A 19,237-nucleotide genomic window follows, 5' to 3' on the forward strand; every position below is an offset into this window, starting at 1 on the left:
CGACGGCACCTACAAGATCGGCGACGTCATCACCGTGACCGTACAGTTCGACACCTCGGTCAACGTGACCGGCACGCCGACCCTGACCCTGGAAACCGGTGCCACCGATCGCATACTCAACTACGTGTCCGGTTCAGGCACCGACACCCTGAGCTTCAGCTACACCGTACAGGCCGGAGACCTCTCCGCCGACCTCGATTACGCCTCCACCTCGGCCCTCAGCCTCAACGGCGGCACCATTCAGGACGGCACCAGCCAGTCGGCCATCCTCACCCTGCCGACCCCAGGCGCCGCAGGTTCCCTGGGCGCGAACAAGGCCCTGGTGGTCGATGGCGTGCGCCCTGCGGCGAGCAGCATCACCCTCAGCGACACGGCCCTGCGGATCGGCGAGACGGCGACCGTCACCGTGACGTTCAATGAGGCAGTCACCAATTTGACCATTGCCGACTTCAGCGTCGCCAACGGCGCGCTGAGCGGCCTCAGCAGCAGTTACGGCGGGATCACCTGGACCGCCACATTCACCCCCGGCAGCAATGTCAGCGATGCTTCCAACCTCATCACCCTGGACAACACCGGGGTGAACGACCTGGCCGGCAACAGCGGCAGTGGCAGCACCGACTCGGGCAACTATGCCATCGACACCCAGCGCCCCAGCGCCACCGTGGTGGTGGCTGACAGCACGCTCAAGGCCGGCCAGAGCACCACCGTCACCATTACCTTCAACGAGGCGGTCAGCGGTTTGACCACGGCGGACTTCAGCGTCGCCAACGGCGCGCTGAGCAACCTCGCCAGCGTCGACGGCGGGATCACCTGGACCGCCACCCTGACACCGAGCGCCAACGTCACCGCCGCCGGCAACCTCATCACCCTGGACAACACCGGCTACACCGATGCGGCCGGCAACTCCGGCTCCGGCAGCACCGACTCGAACAGCTACAGCATCGACACCCAGCGCCCGAGCGCCACTGTGGTGGTGGCCGACAGCACGCTCAAGGCCGGCCAGAGCACTAGCGTCACCATCACCTTCAGCGAAGCGGTGAGCGGCCTGACCACGGCAGACTTCAGCGTCGCCAACGGCGCGCTGAGCAACCTCGCCAGCAGCGACGGCGGTATTACCTGGACCGCCACCCTGACCCCCAATGCCAACGTCACCGACACCAGCAACGTCATCACCCTGGACAACACCGGCTACACCGACACCGCAGGCAACACCGGCTCCGGCAGCACCGACTCCAACAACTACGCCATCGACAGCAAGGCTCCGGCCGTCACCAGCGTCAGCGTGCCCGCCAACGGCACCTACCTGGCCGGCGACAACCTCGACTTCACGGTGAACTTCGACGAGGCCGTGACCGTCGACACCAGTGGCGGTACACCGCGCCTGGCGATCACGCTGGATGGCGGCGGCGTCGTCTACGCCAGCTACCTCAGCGGTTCGGGCAGCAGCGCACTGGTGTTCCGCCTGACCGTCGCCAACGGCCAGCAGGACACCGACGGCATCACCGTTGCCGGCGGCCTGGACGCCAACGGCGCGAGCCTGCGCGATGGCGCCGGCAACGATGCACAGACGGCACTGAACGCCGTGGGCTCCACCAGCGGCGTGCTGGTGGACGCCGCCGCACCGGAAGTCACCGGCATCGCTCTCGACGGCAGCTCACCGACCACCAGCGACACCCTCGGCTTCACCGTCAGCTTCAACGAGGCGGTCAGCGGCGTCGATCTGGGCGACTTCGCCCTGACCACCAGCGGCAGTGCCAGCGGCACCCTGCTGTCCCTGGTGCAAGTGGATGCCCGCACCTACCGCGTCACCGTCGGCGGCGTCAGCGGTCAGGGCACGCTCGGCTTGTCACTGGTGGCGGCAGGCAGCGGCATCGTCGACGGCATCGGCAACGCCCTGCAGGGCGGCTTCAGCAGCGCCGCTTACACACTGGGCGGGCTGACGACCGGCGACCCGGAGTTCCGCACCAACCCTGGCCCCAGCGCACCGCCAGTGATGACGCCGACACCTCAACCCGACGTGCCCGTCGCACCGCCGCCGCCCACCACCTCGCCGCTGCTGCCGCCGCCGTTGTTCGAGCAACCGACGCTGGGCAGCGGCGTTCCCACTGTGGGCACCATCTTCCTCAACCCCAACGTTCTGGCTCCCAGCTTCATCGCGCAGGTCTTCGCCAGCAGCGACAGCGGTGCCGGCAATGGCAGCGGCACCGGCTTCCTCGGCTTCGGTGGCGGCGACGGAGGGGTGTTCGGCAGCAGCAGCCTCTCCGGCATCTTTACCAAGGATGTGCAGCAGGAGAGCCAAAAGCTGGAGGTTTTCGATGGCAAGAAATGGGGGGCCGGGGGTGGCGGCTTCCTCTCGGCCCCGACGCTGGGCCAGCAATTGCAGGCGCTGAACGAAGGTGAGCAACGCCAGCACCAGGAACTGGCCCAGGCGCTGCAACAGATCGCAGCGGCCCAGGCACAGATCTGATCGACCGATAACAACGAGAAAGCAGTGAGTCGGAGCCGTGACAAGGGGGCGGCCCAAGGATGAAAAAGAGCCAAACACTAGGGGTAGTGAGCATGCTGGCGCTGGCGATCAGCGGCTGTGCGGTGACCAGCCAGCCCATCGAGCGTAGCGTCAGCGAGCAACGGGCGCAGAGCGACCTGCAGGCGATGTTCGCCGACCAGGAGCCGCTCAACGGCCCGCTGACCCTGCACGAGGCCATGGCGCGTGCGGTGAAGTACAACCTCGAGGCGCGCCTCAAGGTGATGGAAGAGGCCATGGCCCAACGCCAGGTCGATCTCGCCACCTTCGACATGCTGCCGCGCATGGCGCTGTCGGCGGGTTATGCAGGGCGCAACAACGTCAGCGCGTCGAGCAGCCAGAGCATCGAAACCGGCACCCAGTCGCTCGAACCCTCCACCTCGCAGGATCGCGACCGCGGCGTGGCCGACCTGACCATGGTGTGGAACGTGCTCGACTTCGGTGTCAGCTACGTCAGCGCCAAGCAGCAGGGCGACCAGCGCCTGATCGTGCAGGAGCGTCGGCGCAAGGTGGTGCACACCATCATTCAGGACGTGCGCTCCGCCTACTGGCGCGCCGTCGCCGCCGATCGCCTGCTCAGCCAGATCGACAGCCTCATGACACGCGTGGCCGAGGCCCGGGACAACAGCCAGCGCCTGAGTGAACAGCGCATCGGCGACCCGATCCAGGCCCTGAGCTATCAGCGCGCCCTGATCGAGGCCACTCGCCAGCTGGAGGAACAACGCCGCGCCCTGTCACTGGCCAAGACCGAGCTGGCGACGCTGATCAACCTGCCCCTGGGCACCCAGGTCGAACTGGCGCCCGAGACCGGCTACCAGGTCCCGGAGCTGAAGGTGGAACTGGGCACGCTGGAACAGGAGGCCCTGGCCAGCCGCCCCGAACTGCGCGAGCAGGACTACCAGGCGCGCATCAGCGCCGCCGAGACACGCAAGGCCATGCTGCGCCTGCTACCGGGCCTGGAGTTCTCGGCCGGCGGCCACTACGACAGCAACTCGTTCCTGGTCAACCAGAGCTGGGCGGACTACGGCGTGAAGGTCACCTGGAACCTGTTCAACGTCCTCTCGGCACCGGCCGCCATCGATGTCGCCAAGGCGGGCCAGGAGGTCGCCGACGCCCGCCGCCAGGCCATGTCGATGGCGATTCTCGCCCAGCTGCACGTGGCCAACGCCAACTTCCGCGAAGCGCAGCGCCAGTTCCGCACCAGCCAGCAACTGGCCGGGCTGGACGGCCAGATCGTCGAGCAACTGCGCAACCGCTACAAGGCGCAGGGCATCGGTGAACTGGAGCTGATCCAGGGCGAACTGAACACGCTGCAGGCGGACCTGCGCCGCGACCTGGCCTACGCGGAGCTGCGCAACAGCTACGGCCAGCTGTTCGCCAGCGTCGGTCTCGACCCGCTGCCGGAGACCATCGCCGCCGACAGCGTCGAGGCCATCGCGGCCGCGCTCGCCAGCCGCGAAGCACAGTGGCAGGCAGGCCAGCTGTAAAGCGCTCGGCCCGCGCCGTCGCGGCGCGCTGCAGTCCGCGCCAGGCTGCGGGCGGACAGAAAAACGCCAGCTCGAGGCTGGCGTTTTCATTCAGCGTGGCGCGACGGGCCTGGGCTTCTTCTTGCCACCACCGCTCGCTTTGCCACCTTTCTTCTGCTCCTGCATCTTGGCGAAGGCAGCCGCCTTGGCCTGCTCGCGCTTGTCCCAGGGCTTGGCACCGTCGCTGCCACGGGGCGGCAGGCCGTTGTGCTGGGTGAGGATCTTGCCACCGGCGCCGGCCTTCTTGCTGCCCACGGGCGTGGAGTTCTTGCGCCGCGCGCTCTGGTAGCTGCCGTCACCCACAGGCTGGGTAGCGGGGATCAGCTGGTGCTTGGCCGGGCCGATCAGGTCAGCACGGCCCATGCGCTGCAGTGCTTCGCGCAGCAGTGGCCAGCCCTTCGGGTCGTGGTAGCGCAGGAAGGCCTTGTGCAGGCGACGCTGCTGCTCGCTCTTGACGATCTCGACGCCGTCGCTCTTGTAGGTGACCTTGCGCAGCGGGTTCTTGCCCGAGTGATACATGGCCGTGGCCGTGGCCATTGGCGAGGGATAGAACGCCTGCACCTGGTCGGCGCGGAAACCGTTGCGCTTGAGCCACAGGGCGAGGTTCATCATGTCCTCGTCGGTAGTCCCCGGGTGCGCCGCGATGAAGTACGGGATCAGGTACTGCTCCTTGCCCGCTTCCTTCGAGAACTTCTCGAACATCTGCTTGAAGCGGTCATAGCTGCCGATGCCCGGCTTCATCATCTTGTCCAGCGGGCCGCGCTCGGTGTGCTCCGGGGCGATCTTCAGGTAACCGCCGACGTGATGGGTGACCAGCTCCTTGACGTATTCCGGCGACTCGACGGCCAGGTCGTAGCGCAGGCCGGAGGCGATCAGGATCTTCTTCACGCCGGGCAGCGCACGTGCCTTGCGGTACAGCTCGATCAGCGACGAGTGGTCGGTGTTGAGGTTCTCGCAGATACCCGGGAACACGCACGACGGCTTGCGGCAGTGACGCTCGATCTCCGGGTCCTTGCAGGCGATGCGGTACATGTTGGCGGTAGGGCCGCCCAGGTCGGAAACGACCCCGGTAAAGCCCGGCACCTTGTCGCGCATCTCTTCGATCTCGCGGATGATCGAGTCGTGCGAACGGTTCTGGATGATGCGGCCTTCGTGCTCGGTGATCGAGCAGAAGGTGCAGCCGCCGAAGCAGCCACGCATGATGTTCACCGAGAAACGGATCATCTCGTACGCCGGGATGCGCTCGCCGCCGTAGGCCGGATGCGGCACACGGGCGTAGGGCATGCCGAACACGTAGTCCATTTCCTCGGTGCTCATGGGGATGGGTGGCGGGTTGAACCACACGTCCACCTCGCCATGCCTCTGCACCAGCGCACGGGCGTTGCCGGGGTTGGTCTCCAGGTGCAGCACACGGTTGGCGTGGGCGTAGAGCACCGGGTCGTTACGCACCTTCTCGAACGACGGCAGGCGGATCACCGTCTTGTCGCGGGTCATGCGCGGGCTTTCGAGAATCTGCACCACCTTGGCTTCGTTGGGGTCTTCGACCTCGCCACCCTTGCCCTGCTCGATGGCGCAGGCCTCGGTGTCCTGCGTATTGACGTAGGGGTTGATGATCTTGTCGACACGGCCCGGACGGTCGATGCGCGTGGAGTCCACCTCGAACCAGCCCTGCGGGGTATCGCGCCGGATGAAAGCGGTGCCGCGCACGTCGCTGATGCTCTCGATCGACTCGCCGCGCGACAGGCGCTGGGCCACCTCGACCACGGCGCGCTCGGCGTTGCCGTAGAGCAGGATGTCGGCGGTGGCGTCCATCAGGATCGAACGACGCACCTTGTCCTGCCAGTAGTCGTAGTGGGCGATGCGGCGCAGCGAGGCCTCGATGCCGCCGAGAATCACCGGTACGTGGCTGTAGGCCTCCTTGCAGCGCTGGCTGTAGACCAGGCTGGCGCGATCCGGGCGCTTGCCGGCCAGGCCGCCAGGGGTATAGGCGTCGTCGGAGCGAATCTTCTTGTCGGCGGTGTAGCGGTTGATCATCGAATCCATGTTGCCGGCGGCGACGCCGAAGAACAGGTTCGGCTCGCCGAGCTTCATGAAGTCGTCTTTGCTGCGCCAGTCCGGCTGGCTGATGATGCCGACGCGAAAGCCCTGGGCCTCCAGCAGGCGGCCGATGATGGCCATGCCGAACGAGGGATGATCGACGTAGGCATCACCGGTGACGATGATGATGTCGCAACTGTCCCAGCCGAGCTGATCCATTTCTTCCCGGCTCATCGGCAGGAACGGCGCTGGCCCGAAACACTCGGCCCAGTACTTGGGATAGTCGAACAGCGGCTTGGCGGCTTGCATATTTTTTGATCAGCGGGCTATCACGAGGGGCGCGGATCATAGCACAAATTTTGACCAAACCAGACTAATTCACTGGGTTTAATGCCTCGGCAGCGGCCTCCCGCGCCACTGCAACTTGAGGAAAACCTGGCATTTTCCTGCAATAGCACCAGGCCATATTTGTTTTCGATCAATAACGTTCCTGTGCATATACTCAAAACACTCGGACACCGCCTATCAGGATGCCTATGCTGAAGCGTTTCGCCTTATCGCTCGCTCTCTTGCTGTGGCTGGCCTCCACCAGCCAGGCGGCCCCCGTCATCACTCTGAGCGCGACCAGCAGCGGCTCGGCGCTCAACGCCAACGTCGAGCTGCTGGAGGATTCGCACGGCACGCTGAGCATCGACGACATCACCTCAGCCGCACAGCAATCGCGCTTTCAGGCGGCCAACGGGCGGGCCAGCGTGGGCCAGAGCCTGAATCCCTGGTGGATCAAACTCAGCCTGCAACGCGACAGCAGCGCACCGACGGACTGGGTGCTGGAAGTCGGCTCGGTCACCCAGCTCGATCTGCAGCTCTACCTGCCCGATGGCCAGGGTGGCTGGCAGATGCGCCAGGCGGGAGAGCGCGTGGCCTTCAGCGAGAGCCGCGACCTCGCATACCGGCGCATGGTGTTCGACCTGCCGGCGCTGGGCGAACCGCCGCTGACCCTGTACCTGCGTGCGTTCGACCCGGCCGGCAACTCCTTTCCCCTGCGCATCTGGCAGAGCGACGACCTCACGCAACTGGCGATCCGCGAGAATCTCGGGCTGGGCGTCATCTACGGCGTGGTCTTCGCCCTGCTGCTGTACAACCTGTTCATTCTCATCTCGCTGCGTGACAAGGCCTACTTCTGGTACGTGCTGACGACGGCCTTCGCCCTGCTGTTCATCATCAGCATGACCGGCCATGGCGCACAGTACCTGTGGCCGAACCACCCCGTTCCGGTCTGGCTCGACCGCATCACCCTGCCGTCGCTGTGGGGCCTGTTCGCCAGCCGTTTCACCCAGACGCTGCTGCAAACCAAGCTCTACGTCCGCTGGGCCCATCACCTGCTGAACATGGCCTGCGTGATCTACCTGATCGCCATCGGCCTGACCCTGTTCGAGCAGCGCTACCTGGCCGCCTGGGCCATCGCCCTGCTGTCGCTGACCAGCATTCCCGCCGCGCTGGGCAGCGCCGTGATCCGCTGGCGCCAGGGCTTCTTCCCGGCGCAGCTGTACCTCTACGGCTACGGCCTGGTGCTGGGCAGCGTCGCCATTCTGCTGCTGCGCACCACCGGCGTGCTGCAACCGGCCGAGTGGAACGCCTATGTGTTCCCCCTGGCCGTCGCGGCCGAGTCGATCCTGTTCTCCTTCGCCCTGGCCTATCGCATCCAGATCCTCAAGCAGGAGCGCGCCGACGCCCTGCAGCAGGCGGACCGCGAAAAGACCGCGCGCCTCGCGCAACTGCAGGCCAGCGCGGACGAGCTGCAGGCGGCGGTGACCGCACGCACCGCCGAGCTGGCCGCGACCAACGACCAGCTCCGCGAGCGCGAGCACGAGTTGCAGCACGCCGCCTTCCACGACCCGCTGACCGAACTGCCCAACCGCCGCTACCTGGTCGAGCGCTGCGAGTCGGCCCTGGCGCATGCCGAGCGCCACCAGGAGAGCGTGGCGCTGCTGCTGATCGACCTGGACCACTTCAAGCCGATCAACGACCGCTTCGGCCACGCCGCCGGCGACCTGATGCTGCAGGTCATCGCCAAGCGGCTGCGCGAGCACGTGCGCGCCGGCGATGCCGTCTCGCGCCTGGGGGGAGACGAGTTCGCGGCGCTGATCTGTGGCAGCGATGCGGAAAACCAGGCCAGGGAAATCGCCGCACGCCTGGTCAGCGAGCTGTCCGTACCGGTGCACTACGGTGCCGAACGCCTGCGCGTCACGGTCAGCATCGGCGCCGCGCTCTACCCCTGCCATGCACAGAGCTTCACCGGCCTGTACAAGGCTGCGGACGCCGCGCTCTACCGCGTCAAGGAGCTGGGCCGTTCAGGCTCGCGGATACATGGCGACGATGGCGAACTCAGCGAACAGGCCTGCCTACAGCTGGATGTGCTCAAGGTGCCGAGCGGGCTGGCCTGATCAGCCGATGTAGCGGCGCGGCACGCGAGCCGTGACCTTGGTCAGCAACTCGTAGCCGATGGTGCCGCAGGCGATCGCGACCTCGTCCACCGGCAGGTTGCTGCCCCACAGCTCCACCGGCGAGTCGATGCCCGCCTCGGGCACGTCGGTGATGTCCACCGCCAGCATGTCCATCGACACCCGCCCCGCCAGCATCGCCAACTGACCCTCGACCAGCACCGGCGTGCCGCTGGGGGCGTGGCGGGGATAGCCGTCGGCGTAACCGCAACTGACCGTGGCTATGCGCGAGTCACGCTCGGCGACCCAGGCAGCGCCATAACCGACAGACTCGCCAGCCGCCACCTCATGCACGGCGATGACCCGCGCAGCCAGGGTCATCGCCGGCTTCAGGGCCAGCTCACTGGCGCTGAGATCGGCGAACGGCGTCGCGCCGTAGAGCATGATGCCGGGGCGCAGCCAGTCCATGTGCGCGGCGGGAATGGTCAGCACGGCGGCCGAGTTGGCCAGCGAGCGATGCGTGAAGTCCAAGTCCAGCAACCCGAGGAAGCATTCGACCTGCTGCTCGGTGAGCGGATGGCCGCGCTCGTCGGCGCAGGCGAAATGGCTGAGCAGATTGAGCTCGGCGACCTGCGGGGCATCCGCCAGGCGCGCATGCCACTGGCGCAGTTCGGCGGCGTCGAAGCCCAGGCGGTGCATGCCGGAATCCAGCTTCAGCCAGACGTTCAGCGGGCGCGGCAGCTCACTGCCCAGCAGAGCCTCGACCTGCGCCGCGCTCTGCAGCACCAGGTCGAAGCCGAGCTGAGCGGCGATGGCATATTCGCCGGCCTCGAAGCAGCCCTCCAGCAACAGGATGCGCGCCTCGTCGTGCATGGCGCGCACTTCCGCAGCCTCCTCCAGGCTGGCCACCGCGAAACCGTCGGCGATGTCGCGCAGCGCAGTCACCACCTCGCGCACGCCATGCCCGTAGGCATTGGCCTTGACCACCGCGAACGCCTGGCGGCCCGGCGCGCAGCGCTTGGCAAGGCTGTAGTTGTGGACGATGGCGGAGAGGTCGACGATGGCAGCAAGCGGACGCATGGCAGAGGGCCTGAACGAAAAACGGGTGCCCATCTTAACCCTTGGGCACCCGTTTTCATTGATCTGCGCCAGACCATCGTTGCCGTGAGCGCTGAGGGGCAGGAAGCCCGGCGCGCAGCAACGATTTACTCGTCGTCGAACTGGTAGCTACCCGGTGCCAGATTCTCGAAGCGCGAGAACTTGCCGAGGAAGGCCAGGCGCGCGGTCCCCAGCGGGCCGTTACGCTGCTTGCCGATGATGATCTCGGCCACGCCCTTGTACTCGGTCTCGGGGTGGTAGACCTCGTCGCGATAGACGAACAGGATGATGTCGGCGTCCTGCTCGATCGCCCCGGATTCACGCAGGTCGGAGTTGATCGGGCGCTTGTTGGGACGCTGTTCGAGGCCCCGGTTGAGCTGCGACAGGGCGATCACCGGGCAGTTGAATTCCTTGGCCAGGGCCTTGAGCGAGCGCGAGATCTCGGAAATCTCGTTGACCCGGCTGTCGCCGCTGGAACCCGGAATCTGCATCAACTGCAGGTAGTCGACCATGATCAGGCCGATCTCGCCATGCTCACGCGCCAGGCGCCGCGTACGCGCACGCATCTCGCTCGGGGAGATGCCGGCGGTATCGTCGATGAACAGCTTGCGGTCGTTGAGCAGGTTCACCGCACTGGTCAGTCGCGGCCAGTCGTCATCGTCGAGCTGACCGGCACGCACCTTGGTCTGGTCAATGCGCCCCAGCGAGGCGAGCATACGAATGACGATGGACTCCGACGGCATCTCCAGCGAGTAGACGAGGATCGACTTGTCGCTGCGCATCAGCGCGTTTTCCACCAGGTTCATGGCGAAGGTGGTCTTACCCATCGACGGACGGCCGGCGACGATGATCATGTCGGCCGGCTGCAGGCCGCTGGTCAGGTTGTCCAGATCGTCGAAGCCGGTGGACAGACCGGTGATCGCGTCACCGTTGTTGAACAGCTCGTCGATACGGTCGATGGCCTTGACCAGGATATCGTTGATGCCCACCGGGCCACCGGTCTTCGGCCGGTCCTCGGCGATCTCGAAGATCTTGCGCTCGGCCTCGTCGAGGATCTCCTCGCCGGTGCGCCCCTCGGGGGCATAGGCGCTGTCAGCGATCTCGTTGCTGATGCCGATCAGCTTACGCAGGGTCGCACGTTCACGGATGATCTGCGCGTAGGCCTTGATGTTGGCCACCGACGGCGTGTTCTTCGCCAGTTCGCCCAGGTAGGCCAGACCGCCGACCTGCGACAGCTGACCTTCCTTGTCCAGCTGCTCGGACAGGGTCACGACGTCGAACGGCGCATTGCGCTCGGCCAGCTTGAAGATCGCCCGGAAGATCAGGCGATGGTCGTGGCGATAGAAGTCACCATCGGAAACGCCATCGAGCACGCGCTCCCAGGCATTGTTGTCCAGCATCAGACCACCCAGCACCGCCTGCTCCGCCTCGATGGAGTGCGGTGGCACCTTCAGGGCCGCAGTTTGCAGGTCGTATTGTTCGGGGATGCTGATGTCGTTCATAGGCTCGAAAAGAAAGTGCAGCGATAGAAAAACAAAGGGCACGGATCGCAGAAGCGATACCGTGCCCGATTGTCAGCAGACCTGCACCGAAGCGCAAGCCCGCTTGGCGGCTACTGCTTAGGCAGCGACCACGATCACCTTGACGGTGGCTTCGACGTCGGTGTGCAGGTGCAGTGCAACGTCGTACTCGCCGACCAGACGGATAGTACCGTTGGGCAGACGAACTTCAGCCTTGGCCACTTCAACGCCGGAGGCGGTCAGGGCGTCAGCGATGTCGTGGGTACCGATCGAACCGAACAGCTTGCCTTCATCGCCAGCAACGGCGGTGATGGTGACTTCCAGCTCAGCCAGTTGAGCAGCGCGAGCTTCAGCGGAAGCTTTCTTCTCGGCAGCGGCTTTTTCCAGCTCGGCGCGGCGGGCTTCGAACGCAGCTACGTTTTCAGCGGTAGCAGCGGTGGCCTTGCCTTGCGGCAGCAGGAAGTTACGGCCGTAACCGGCTTTAACGTTCACTTTGTCGCCCAGGTTGCCCAGATTGGCGATTTTTTCCAGCAGGATGACTTCCATTTGGGTCTTACCTCTTAACTTTTAACCTTCACCGTTCGCAGAGCCCGGGCCGTTCTTGCGCGCCAGGCGACCGCGAAAATCAAACAGACTGTCGACGATGGCCAAGACCACCAGCAAGGGATAGATCAGCTGCATGAACAGCAGCAACGTGATGTACAGGCCCACCAGCCAGAAGCGAGCGAGGCCACCCTTTTCCACCAGGCCATGCACCAGGGCGACCCCGGCGAACAGCAACGGCACGCTGCACAGCGGCGTGAGCATGGCCAGTTGCGGCCCGAGGTTCGGACCCAGCAGCATGCCCGCCAGCAGCAACAGCGCCTGCGGCAGGGGCAGTCTCAGGGCGCGGAACTCGCTCCCGAAACCACCCGGGTTGTACAACACGGCCTGCCAGTAACGCCCAAGTATCAGGCTCAGCAAGCTCAGGATCTGCAGCAGGGCCGCCAGCAAACCGGTCAGCACTGGCGCAATCAGGGCCTCGAGACGCTCGCGTTCGTTCACCGTCATCTGCTGGTGAACCCCATCCAGCATGTTCGGCAGCAGCTTCTGCAGCTCGCCGGCCATGGCCGCGATGGGTTCGCGGAACACTGCCCCAAGGACAACCCCATACACCAGGCCCAGCACCACACTGCTCAGCAGTATGCGGTTCCAGGTCCAGCTGGCGCGCAACAACAACGCCAGTCCCAGCGACCCGACCAACACCAGCAAGGTGCGTGGTTCGCCGAAATACCACCAGGCAATCGCCGGTAGCATGGCCCAGGCCACGATGCCCAGGGCATCGTTGGCACCGCGCCGCAACAGCACCAGGCTGCCAGCGGCGGCACTCAACCAGAACAACAGCGGCATCGCTGCCGATCCCACCACCACGAGGGTGGCCTGCATGCGGCCGCGCATGATGTATTCAGCCAGGGCACGCATGCGATCTATTCCTTAACTCTTTTCGACTATCCGATCTCAGCGGCCGTGGCTGTCGGTGTAGGGCAGCAGGGCCAGGAAGCGGGCGCGCTTGATAGCGGTGGCCAGCTGACGCTGATAACGAGCCTTGGTACCGGTGATACGGCTGGGAACGATCTTGCCGGTTTCCGAGATGTAGGCTTTCAGGGTGTTGAGATCTTTGAAATCGATCTCTTTCACGTCTTCAGCGGTGAAACGGCAGAATTTACGACGACGGAAGAAACGTGCCATGTGATTGGCTCCTCAATAGATCCGTGGATTACTCGTCAGCGTTGTCGCTGTCGTTGCTGTCGCTGTCATCGCTGTCGTTGGACTCAGCGTTTTCAGGACGTTCACGACGCTCGCGGCGCTCACTGCGGTTTTCTTCGGCCTTCAGCATCTCGGACTGACCGGTTACGGCCTCGTCGCGACGGATGACCAGGTTACGGATCACGGCGTCGTTGTAGCGGAAGCTGTCTTCCAGCTCGGCCAGGGCCTTGCCGGTGCACTCTACGTTGAGCATCACGTAGTGGGCTTTGTGGACGTTGTTGATGGCGTAAGCCAGCTGACGACGGCCCCAGTCTTCCAGGCGGTGAATCTTGCCACCGTCTTCTTCGATCAGCTTGGTGTAACGCTCGACCATGCCGCCGACTTGCTCGCTCTGGTCCGGGTGAACCAGAAAGATGATTTCGTAATGACGCATAAATGCTCCTTACGGGTTGTAGCCTGCCAACTAAGGTGGTCAGGCAAGGAGTGGGTTTTCTCGTGATGAGCTCACCGGACGTAAGGCATAGAAAAGCCTGCCGTCACGGCAAGGGGCGCCATTCTAGAGAAGCCCCCTGCCGCACGCAAGGTGAACTGGCGATTATTTGAACAGTCAGCCGCGCACCCTGGCCTGGCGCTGGCGCACCGCCTCGAACAGGCAGACGCCGGTGGCGACCGATACGTTCAGGCTGCTGACGCTGCCGCCCATGGGCAGCTTGACCAGGTAATCGCAATGCTCGCGGGTCAGGCGGCGCATGCCCTTGCCTTCGGCGCCCATCACCAGCACCGTCGGCCCGGTCATGTCGAGCTGGTACAGCTCCTGCTCCACCTCACCGGCGGTGCCGACGACCCACAGGCCTTTCTTCTGCAGCTTCTCCAGGGTCCGCGCCAAGTTCGTCACCGCGACCAGCGGAATGACCTCGGCGGCGCCGCAGGCCACCTTGCGCACGGTGGCGTTGAGAGTGGCCGACTTGTCCTTGGGCACGATCACCGCCTGCGCACCCGCGGCATCGGCCGTACGCAGACAGGCCCCCAGGTTGTGCGGATCGGTGACACCGTCGAGCACCAGCAGCAAGGGCACGCCCTCGCTACGTTCGAGCAGCTCGTCGAGCATGTTCTCGCCCCAGACCTGGCTCGGACTGACCTCGGCGACCACGCCCTGGTGCACGCCCTCGGCCCACTCGTCGAGTTCCTGGCGCTCCTTGTGCCCGACCGGCACGCGGTGCTGCGCCGCCAGCTCCAGCATCGGCTGGATACGCGGCGCCTGGCGGCTCTCGGCCAGCCACAACTGCTTGACCCGCTTGGGGTGATGGCGCAGCAGCGCCTCCACGGCATGCACGCCGTAGACCTTCTCCAACTGACTCATCGTTTCGCCTTACGCTTGCTCGGCTTGCCGCCAGCGGTCGCCTCGGCCTTGCCCTTGGGTGCAGGCGCGCCCTTGCGATGGCTGGACGATTTCTTCGCCGGTGCCTTGGCGCCGCCCTTCTTCGCTCCATCGAGCAGGGCCTTCTTCACCTCGCGGCTTTTCTGCACGTCGGTATTGCCCATGCCGCCGCGCTTGCCCGTGCGACGGGCGTCATCACCCTTGCCGGCCTTACCCTGGCTCAGCTCGAAGTCGATCTTGCGTTCGTCGAGGTCGACCCGCATCACCTTGACCTCGACGCTGTCGCCCAGGCGGAAGCTGCGACCACTGCGCTCGCCGGACAGGCGATGATGGACGGGATCGAAGTGGTAGTAGTCGGCCGGCAACGCGGTCACGTGCACCAGGCCCTCGACATAGATGTCGCGCAGCTCGACGAAGATGCCGAAGCCGGTCACCGCGGTGATCACGCCTTCGAAGGTCTCGCCGACGCGATCCTGCATGAACTCGCACTTGAGCCAGTTGACCACGTCACGGGTGGCCTCGTCGGCGCGGCGCTCGGTCATCGAGCACTGCTCGCCGAGTTTCTCCAGGGCCGCCTCGTCGTACGGATAGATGCGCGCCTTGGGCATGGCCGCCGCACCGGCGCGCTCGACATGCGAGGTTTCCCGCTTGGAGCGAATCATGCTGCGAATGGCGCGGTGCACCAGCAGGTCGGGATAGCGACGGATCGGCGAAGTGAAGTGGGTGTAGGCCTCGTAGTTGAGACCGAAGTGCCCTTCGTTCTGCGCGCTGTACACCGCCTGGCTGAGCGATCGCAGCATCACGGTCTGGATCAGGTGGAAGTCCGGACGCTCGCGGATGCTCTCCAGCAGGCGCTGGTAGTCCTTCGGCGACGGGCCATCCTTGGACTTGCCGCGCTGCAGCGACAGGCCAAGCTCACCGAGGAACTGCTTGAGCTTTTCCAGGCGCTCCGGCGGCGGGCCATCGTGCACGCGATACAGCGAGGGAATCTCGTGATCCTGCATGAAGCGTGCGGTGGCCACGTTGGCGGCCAGCATGCACTCCTCGATCAGCTTGTGCGCATCGTTGCGCTGGGTCGGACGGATCTCGTCGATCTTGCGATCGGAGCCGAAGACGATGCGCGTTTCCTGCGTATCGAAATCGATGGCGCCGCGCTCGTGACGTGCGGCGACCAGCACCTGATAGAGCGCATACAGCTCCTTGAGGTGCGGCAGGACCGCCTTGTACTCGCTGCGCAGGGCCTTGCCTTCGGCGCCCTTGGGATCTTCCAGCATGTAGCTGACCTTGTTGTAGGTCAGCCGCGCATGGGAGTGGATCACCGCCTCGTAGAACTTGTAGTCGACCATCTGGCCGCTCTTGGACATGCTCATCTCGCAGACCATGGCCAGACGATCGACATGCGGGTTGAGCGAGCACAGGCCGTTGGACAGCTCCTCCGGCAGCATCGGCACGACGCGCTCGGGGAAGTACACCGAGTTGCCACGCTCCACCGCTTCGGCATCCAGCGCCGAACCGACCTTCACGTAATGCGACACGTCGGCGATGGCCACGTACAGCTTCCAGCCACCGGAGAACAGCTTCCAGCGGCTGCTGTTCTTCTCGCAGTAGACGGCGTCGTCGAAGTCGCGCGCATCCTCGCCATCGATGGTGACGAACGGCAGATGACGCAGATCGACGCGCTTCTCCTTGTCCTTCTCTTCCACCTCGGGCTTGAGCTTGCGCGCTTCCTTGATCACGGCCTCGGGCCAGACATGCGGAATGTCGTAGCTGCGCAGCGCCACGTCGATTTCCATGCCCGGCGCCATGTAGTTGCCGATCACCTCGACGATGTCGCCCTGCGGCTGGAAGCGCTGCGTCGGCCAGTGGGTGATCTTGATCTCGACGAACTGACCGATGCGCGCACCGGCGGTGCGGCCCGGAGTGACCAGCACTTCCTGCTGAATCTTCGGGTTGTCCGCGACCACGAAGCCGATACCGTTCTCTTCGTAGTAGCGACCGACGACGCTCTCGTGAGCACGCTCGATCACCTCGACGATACCGCCCTCGCGGCGCCCGCGACGGTCGAAACCGGCCACGCGCACCAGGGCCCGGTCGCCGTCGAAGACCAGGCGCATCTGCGCCGGGCTGAGGAACAGGTCGTCACTGCCGTCGTCCGGCACCAGGAAGCCGAAACCGTCGCGGTGACCGCTGATGCGACCGCAGATCAGGTCGAGCTTGTCCACCGGGGCATAGCTGCCTCGCCGGGTATAGATCAGTTGACCGTCGCGCTCCATGGCGCGCAGGCGGCGGCGCAGGGCTTCGAGCTGGTCTTCGGTTTCGAGACCGAACTCTTCGACCAGCTGCTCGCGGCTGGCGGGCGAACCACGTTCGGCCAGATGGGCCAGGATCAGTTCGCGGCTGGGAATGGGGTTTTCGTATTTTTCCGCCTCGCGGGCGGCCTCGGGATCGAGGGATTGCCAATCGGCCATTTAAAGGGGGTTACCTATGCGTATGTATAAAGGTGTGTGTGCCATATGCCTATTGAAGCGCGAAATCGGCATCCGGGGCAGCTTTTCCGGCGACAATAATTTTTTTGGGGTCAGGGGTTTACAAGGTAAATGCCCGCCCGTATAGTTCGCGCCCACAGCGTCGAGGAGACGTTGTAACACGAAGCAGATGATGATTCATCGGTTTCAGTGCCCAGGTGGCGGAATTGGTAGACGCGCTGGTTTCAGGTATCAGTGGTGGCAACACCGTGGAAGTTCGAGTCTTCTCCTGGGCACCAAATTCGTGAAGCAGATTGATAACCTGTTTCACAATAACGGACGCAGTGATCCGTATCGGCAACGATGAACATTGCAGTGTGCCCAGGTGGCGGAATTGGTAGACGCGCTGGTTTCAGGTATCAGTGGTGGCAACACCGTGGAAGTTCGAGTCTTCTCCTGGGCACCAAAATTCAAGAAAACCGAGTCGAAAGACTCGGTTTTTTTATGCCCGCAGAAAAAGGCCGCCAGCAGGCGGCCTCCACACTCAGACCTTGAACTGCCCCAGACTGGCCTTGAGCTGCGCCGCCAGCTCGTCCAGCGCTCGCGCATTGCCGGCGATGGCCGTCACCGCTTCTGCGGCACGCCGCGCCTCGGCATGAATCACCTCGACCCGCTCACGCACCGCCCCGGCGCCCTGCGCCTGGTGCGCCGCCGCCTGCGTCGCGGCATTGATGGCGCCATGCACCTCATCCACCGACTGCTGCACCGATTGCTGCAGGCGCGCACTGTCGCGCAGCACCTCGAGCCCTTCGTTGCCCTGGGTGCCCGCCTGGGTGATGGCCGCCACCGCTTCCTGTGCGCCCCGCTGCAGGGCAGCGATGTGCGTCTGGATGTCGCCGGTGGATTGCTGGGTCTTGCTGGCCAGGGCACGCACCTCGTCCGCCACCACGGCGAAACCGCGACCGCTTTCCCCGGCCCGTGCCGCCTCGATGGCCGCGTTCAGCGCCAGCAGGTTGGTCTGCTCGGCGATGGACTGAATCACGGTCAACACCACCTCGATCTGCTCGCTCTGCTTGGCCAGGCGCTCGATCACCGCCGAACCGTCCGCCACACGGGCGACCAGCCCCTCGATCAGAGCGGATAGCCGCTGAGCGATCGCCGCATTCTCATGCGCCGCCTGGCGAATGGTGTCGACGCGCTGCAGCGCCTCCTGCATCGCCTGGCTCTCGGACTGCGCCTCATCCGCCATCTGCTCCAGCGCCTGCAGGCTGCCCGCCACCTCGTCACGCTGGCGACCGGCCGCCGCTTCCGCCGCCACGCCGCGCTCGGTCAGGCTGCGAATCTGCTCGCCGGTGCGCAGCGCCACCTCGCCGGACTCGCGCACGATGGGTTGCAACTTGGCGATGAAGCGATTGACCGCCCCCGCCATCTCACCCACTTCATCCTGGCTGCGAACATCCACGCGGCGCGTCAGGTCGCCCTCACCCGCCGCCAGATCGTTGAGCGCATCGCTGAGCAGGCGCAGGCGGCTGAGCACCCGCCAGCCCAGCACCAGCGCCACCGCCATCAGCGCCACGGCACCAACCACCAGCAAACCCAGGGCGATGTTCCAGCGCAGCGTGTCCGCTGCGGCACGCACCGACTCGCCGCCATTGCGCGCCATTTCGTCGGTGTAGCGCTCGGCCGACTTCAGCCGCTCACGCAAGGCCCGCGCCGCCTCTTCCGACGCCCCCGACAGGCTGCTGTCGACCAGCTCGCCCGCGCCGTTGACCAGCCCGTTGAAGCGCCCGTCGAGTGCCGCCAGCTCACGCTCGACCACCTCCAGCGAGAGCCCCATCTGGATCTTGCCGATCTGCGCGCCCATCGGATTGATTTCCGCCTCGACGATGTACACCCGCGGATCACGCGAGGCGGCGTCGACCAACTTGTCCAGCGGCGAACTGCCCTGCCCCGCCGCGACCAGCTCGCGCACCCGTGAGTTGCTGCGGTTGAAATTGCGCGTCAGGCGCTTGCCCTCGGCGTCGTAGACCACCGCGAAGAGCACCGCCGGGTCCTGCTGCGCGATACGGGTCAGGGCCGTCAGCGCCGGAACGTCCAGGTCCCATATGGCCTTGGGCGCCACCCCGGCGAGCAGCCGCGCCAGCGATTGCCCGGACTGCTTGAGACTGCCCTCGAGCACCTCGCGCAGTTGCGCCTGCTCGCTCTTGAGCTGCCCGGAAAGGCCCTCGGTAAGGCGTGCGCGAGTGCTCTGCGAGAGCGCCGCCAGGCCCTGGCTCATCTCCTGCTCGGCCAGGTTCAGCTCGTCGCCCAGGCGCCTGCTTTCGCCGCCCAGACGCTGGGCGAGATCCTCGACCATGCCATTGACCGACGCCCCCATCAGCCACACCGCAAGCCCGACTTGCACCAACATGGCCAGACCCAGGGCAACGTACACCGGGCGCAGCAGACGACTGCGCAACATCGAAACGATGGCGAACACGGGCAACACTCCTCAACGACCGT

12 protein-coding genes, 2 tRNA genes and 1 pseudogene are annotated in these 19,237 nt (G+C 65.2%); 5 read left to right on the forward strand and 10 right to left on the reverse strand.

Features of this window, described 5'->3' with window-relative positions; all coding sequences use genetic code 11:
• Positions 1–325: 325 nt before the first annotated feature.
• Together EPK82_RS25235 and EPK82_RS05840 are read left to right on the forward strand one after the other, a co-directional pair.
• A pseudogene (locus EPK82_RS25235) lies at positions 326–1,259 on the forward strand (Ig-like domain-containing protein); the annotation flags it as partial.
• A 1,267-nt stretch (positions 1,260–2,526) separates the two neighbouring features.
• Entirely contained in the window at positions 2,527–4,011 is a 1,485-nt protein-coding gene (locus tag EPK82_RS05840; RefSeq protein WP_037052422.1) for a TolC family protein, read from the forward strand.
• Positions 4,012–4,101: 90 nt separating this feature from the next.
• Here the strand turns inward: EPK82_RS05840 and EPK82_RS05845 are convergent, their stop codons facing one another.
• The gene (locus EPK82_RS05845) at positions 4,102–6,396 is read right to left on the reverse strand and encodes a YgiQ family radical SAM protein (RefSeq protein WP_037052419.1); all 2,295 of its coding nucleotides are present in this window, start codon (positions 6,394–6,396) and stop codon (positions 4,102–4,104) included.
• 227 nt (positions 6,397–6,623) lie between these two features.
• Between EPK82_RS05845 and EPK82_RS05850 the strand changes: the two genes are divergently transcribed.
• On the forward strand, positions 6,624–8,531 hold the full coding sequence (locus EPK82_RS05850; RefSeq protein ID WP_134676020.1) for a diguanylate cyclase: 1,908 nt from the start codon (positions 6,624–6,626) through the stop codon (positions 8,529–8,531).
• On the opposite strand, the gene alr is transcribed toward EPK82_RS05850, so the two are convergent.
• The 8 genes from alr to rnr all read right to left on the reverse strand — a co-directional run bounded on the left by alr (position 8,532) and on the right by rnr (position 16,738).
• Positions 8,532–9,608: an alanine racemase gene (gene alr / locus EPK82_RS05855; protein ID WP_134676021.1), complete on the reverse strand. Its 1,077-nt coding sequence runs from the start codon at positions 9,606–9,608 to the stop codon at positions 8,532–8,534. It abuts the gene before it with no gap.
• Positions 9,609–9,733: 125 nt separating this feature from the next.
• Positions 9,734–11,128: a replicative DNA helicase gene (gene dnaB, locus EPK82_RS05860; protein WP_037052414.1), complete on the reverse strand. Its 1,395-nt coding sequence runs from the start codon at positions 11,126–11,128 to the stop codon at positions 9,734–9,736.
• Positions 11,129–11,245: 117 nt separating this feature from the next.
• Positions 11,246–11,692, reverse strand: a complete 447-nt coding sequence (rplI, locus tag EPK82_RS05865) for a 50S ribosomal protein L9 (protein ID WP_037052411.1) — start codon at positions 11,690–11,692, stop codon at positions 11,246–11,248.
• 21 nt (positions 11,693–11,713) lie between these two features.
• Entirely contained in the window at positions 11,714–12,607 is an 894-nt protein-coding gene (locus EPK82_RS05870) for a YybS family protein (RefSeq protein WP_134676022.1), read from the reverse strand.
• A 36-nt stretch (positions 12,608–12,643) separates the two neighbouring features.
• Positions 12,644–12,874 (reverse strand): 30S ribosomal protein S18, encoded by a 231-nt coding sequence (gene rpsR, locus EPK82_RS05875; protein ID WP_003246847.1) that lies wholly within the window; start codon positions 12,872–12,874, stop codon positions 12,644–12,646.
• 28 nt (positions 12,875–12,902) lie between these two features.
• Positions 12,903–13,325: a 30S ribosomal protein S6 gene (gene rpsF, locus EPK82_RS05880; RefSeq protein WP_047590140.1), complete on the reverse strand. Its 423-nt coding sequence runs from the start codon at positions 13,323–13,325 to the stop codon at positions 12,903–12,905.
• Positions 13,326–13,499: 174 nt separating this feature from the next.
• On the reverse strand, positions 13,500–14,252 hold the full coding sequence (gene rlmB / locus EPK82_RS05885; protein WP_037052404.1) for a 23S rRNA (guanosine(2251)-2'-O)-methyltransferase RlmB: 753 nt from the start codon (positions 14,250–14,252) through the stop codon (positions 13,500–13,502).
• On the reverse strand, positions 14,249–16,738 hold the full coding sequence (gene rnr, locus EPK82_RS05890; protein WP_134676023.1) for a ribonuclease R: 2,490 nt from the start codon (positions 16,736–16,738) through the stop codon (positions 14,249–14,251). The genes rlmB and rnr overlap by 4 nt, the downstream gene beginning before the upstream one ends.
• 209 nt (positions 16,739–16,947) lie before the next feature.
• On the opposite strand from rnr, the gene EPK82_RS05895 reads away from it, so the two are divergent.
• Both EPK82_RS05895 and EPK82_RS05900 read left to right on the forward strand, forming a co-directional pair.
• Positions 16,948–17,034: transfer RNA gene (locus EPK82_RS05895), tRNA-Leu, on the forward strand.
• An 80-nt stretch (positions 17,035–17,114) separates the two neighbouring features.
• Positions 17,115–17,201 (forward strand) — tRNA-Leu (locus EPK82_RS05900).
• A 78-nt stretch (positions 17,202–17,279) separates the two neighbouring features.
• Here EPK82_RS05900 and EPK82_RS05905 read toward each other — a convergent pair.
• Positions 17,280–19,214, reverse strand: a complete 1,935-nt coding sequence (locus EPK82_RS05905; RefSeq protein WP_134676024.1) for a methyl-accepting chemotaxis protein — start codon at positions 19,212–19,214, stop codon at positions 17,280–17,282.
• Positions 19,215–19,237 lie beyond the last annotated feature (23 nt).

Source organism: Ectopseudomonas khazarica, from assembly GCF_004521985.1.
Classification (GTDB): Bacteria; Pseudomonadota; Gammaproteobacteria; order Pseudomonadales; family Pseudomonadaceae; genus Aquipseudomonas; species Aquipseudomonas khazarica.

Coding starts and splice junctions, on each gene's coding strand:
- rnr (WP_134676023.1), bottom strand. CDS start 16,738: ATGGCCGATTGGCAATCCCTCGATCCCGAGGCCGCCCGCGAGGCGGAA.
- rplI (WP_037052411.1), bottom strand. CDS start 11,692: ATGGAAGTCATCCTGCTGGAAAAAATCGCCAATCTGGGCAACCTGGGC.
- rpsF (WP_047590140.1), bottom strand. CDS start 13,325: ATGCGTCATTACGAAATCATCTTTCTGGTTCACCCGGACCAGAGCGAG.
- dnaB (WP_037052414.1), bottom strand. CDS start 11,128: ATGAACGACATCAGCATCCCCGAACAATACGACCTGCAAACTGCGGCC.
- EPK82_RS05840 (WP_037052422.1), top strand. CDS start 2,527: ATGAAAAAGAGCCAAACACTAGGGGTAGTGAGCATGCTGGCGCTGGCG.
- EPK82_RS05870 (WP_134676022.1), bottom strand. CDS start 12,607: ATGCGTGCCCTGGCTGAATACATCATGCGCGGCCGCATGCAGGCCACC.
- rpsR (WP_003246847.1), bottom strand. CDS start 12,874: ATGGCACGTTTCTTCCGTCGTCGTAAATTCTGCCGTTTCACCGCTGAA.
- EPK82_RS05850 (WP_134676020.1), top strand. CDS start 6,624: ATGCTGAAGCGTTTCGCCTTATCGCTCGCTCTCTTGCTGTGGCTGGCC.
- EPK82_RS05845 (WP_037052419.1), bottom strand. CDS start 6,396: ATGCAAGCCGCCAAGCCGCTGTTCGACTATCCCAAGTACTGGGCCGAG.
- alr (WP_134676021.1), bottom strand. CDS start 9,608: ATGCGTCCGCTTGCTGCCATCGTCGACCTCTCCGCCATCGTCCACAAC.
- rlmB (WP_037052404.1), bottom strand. CDS start 14,252: ATGAGTCAGTTGGAGAAGGTCTACGGCGTGCATGCCGTGGAGGCGCTG.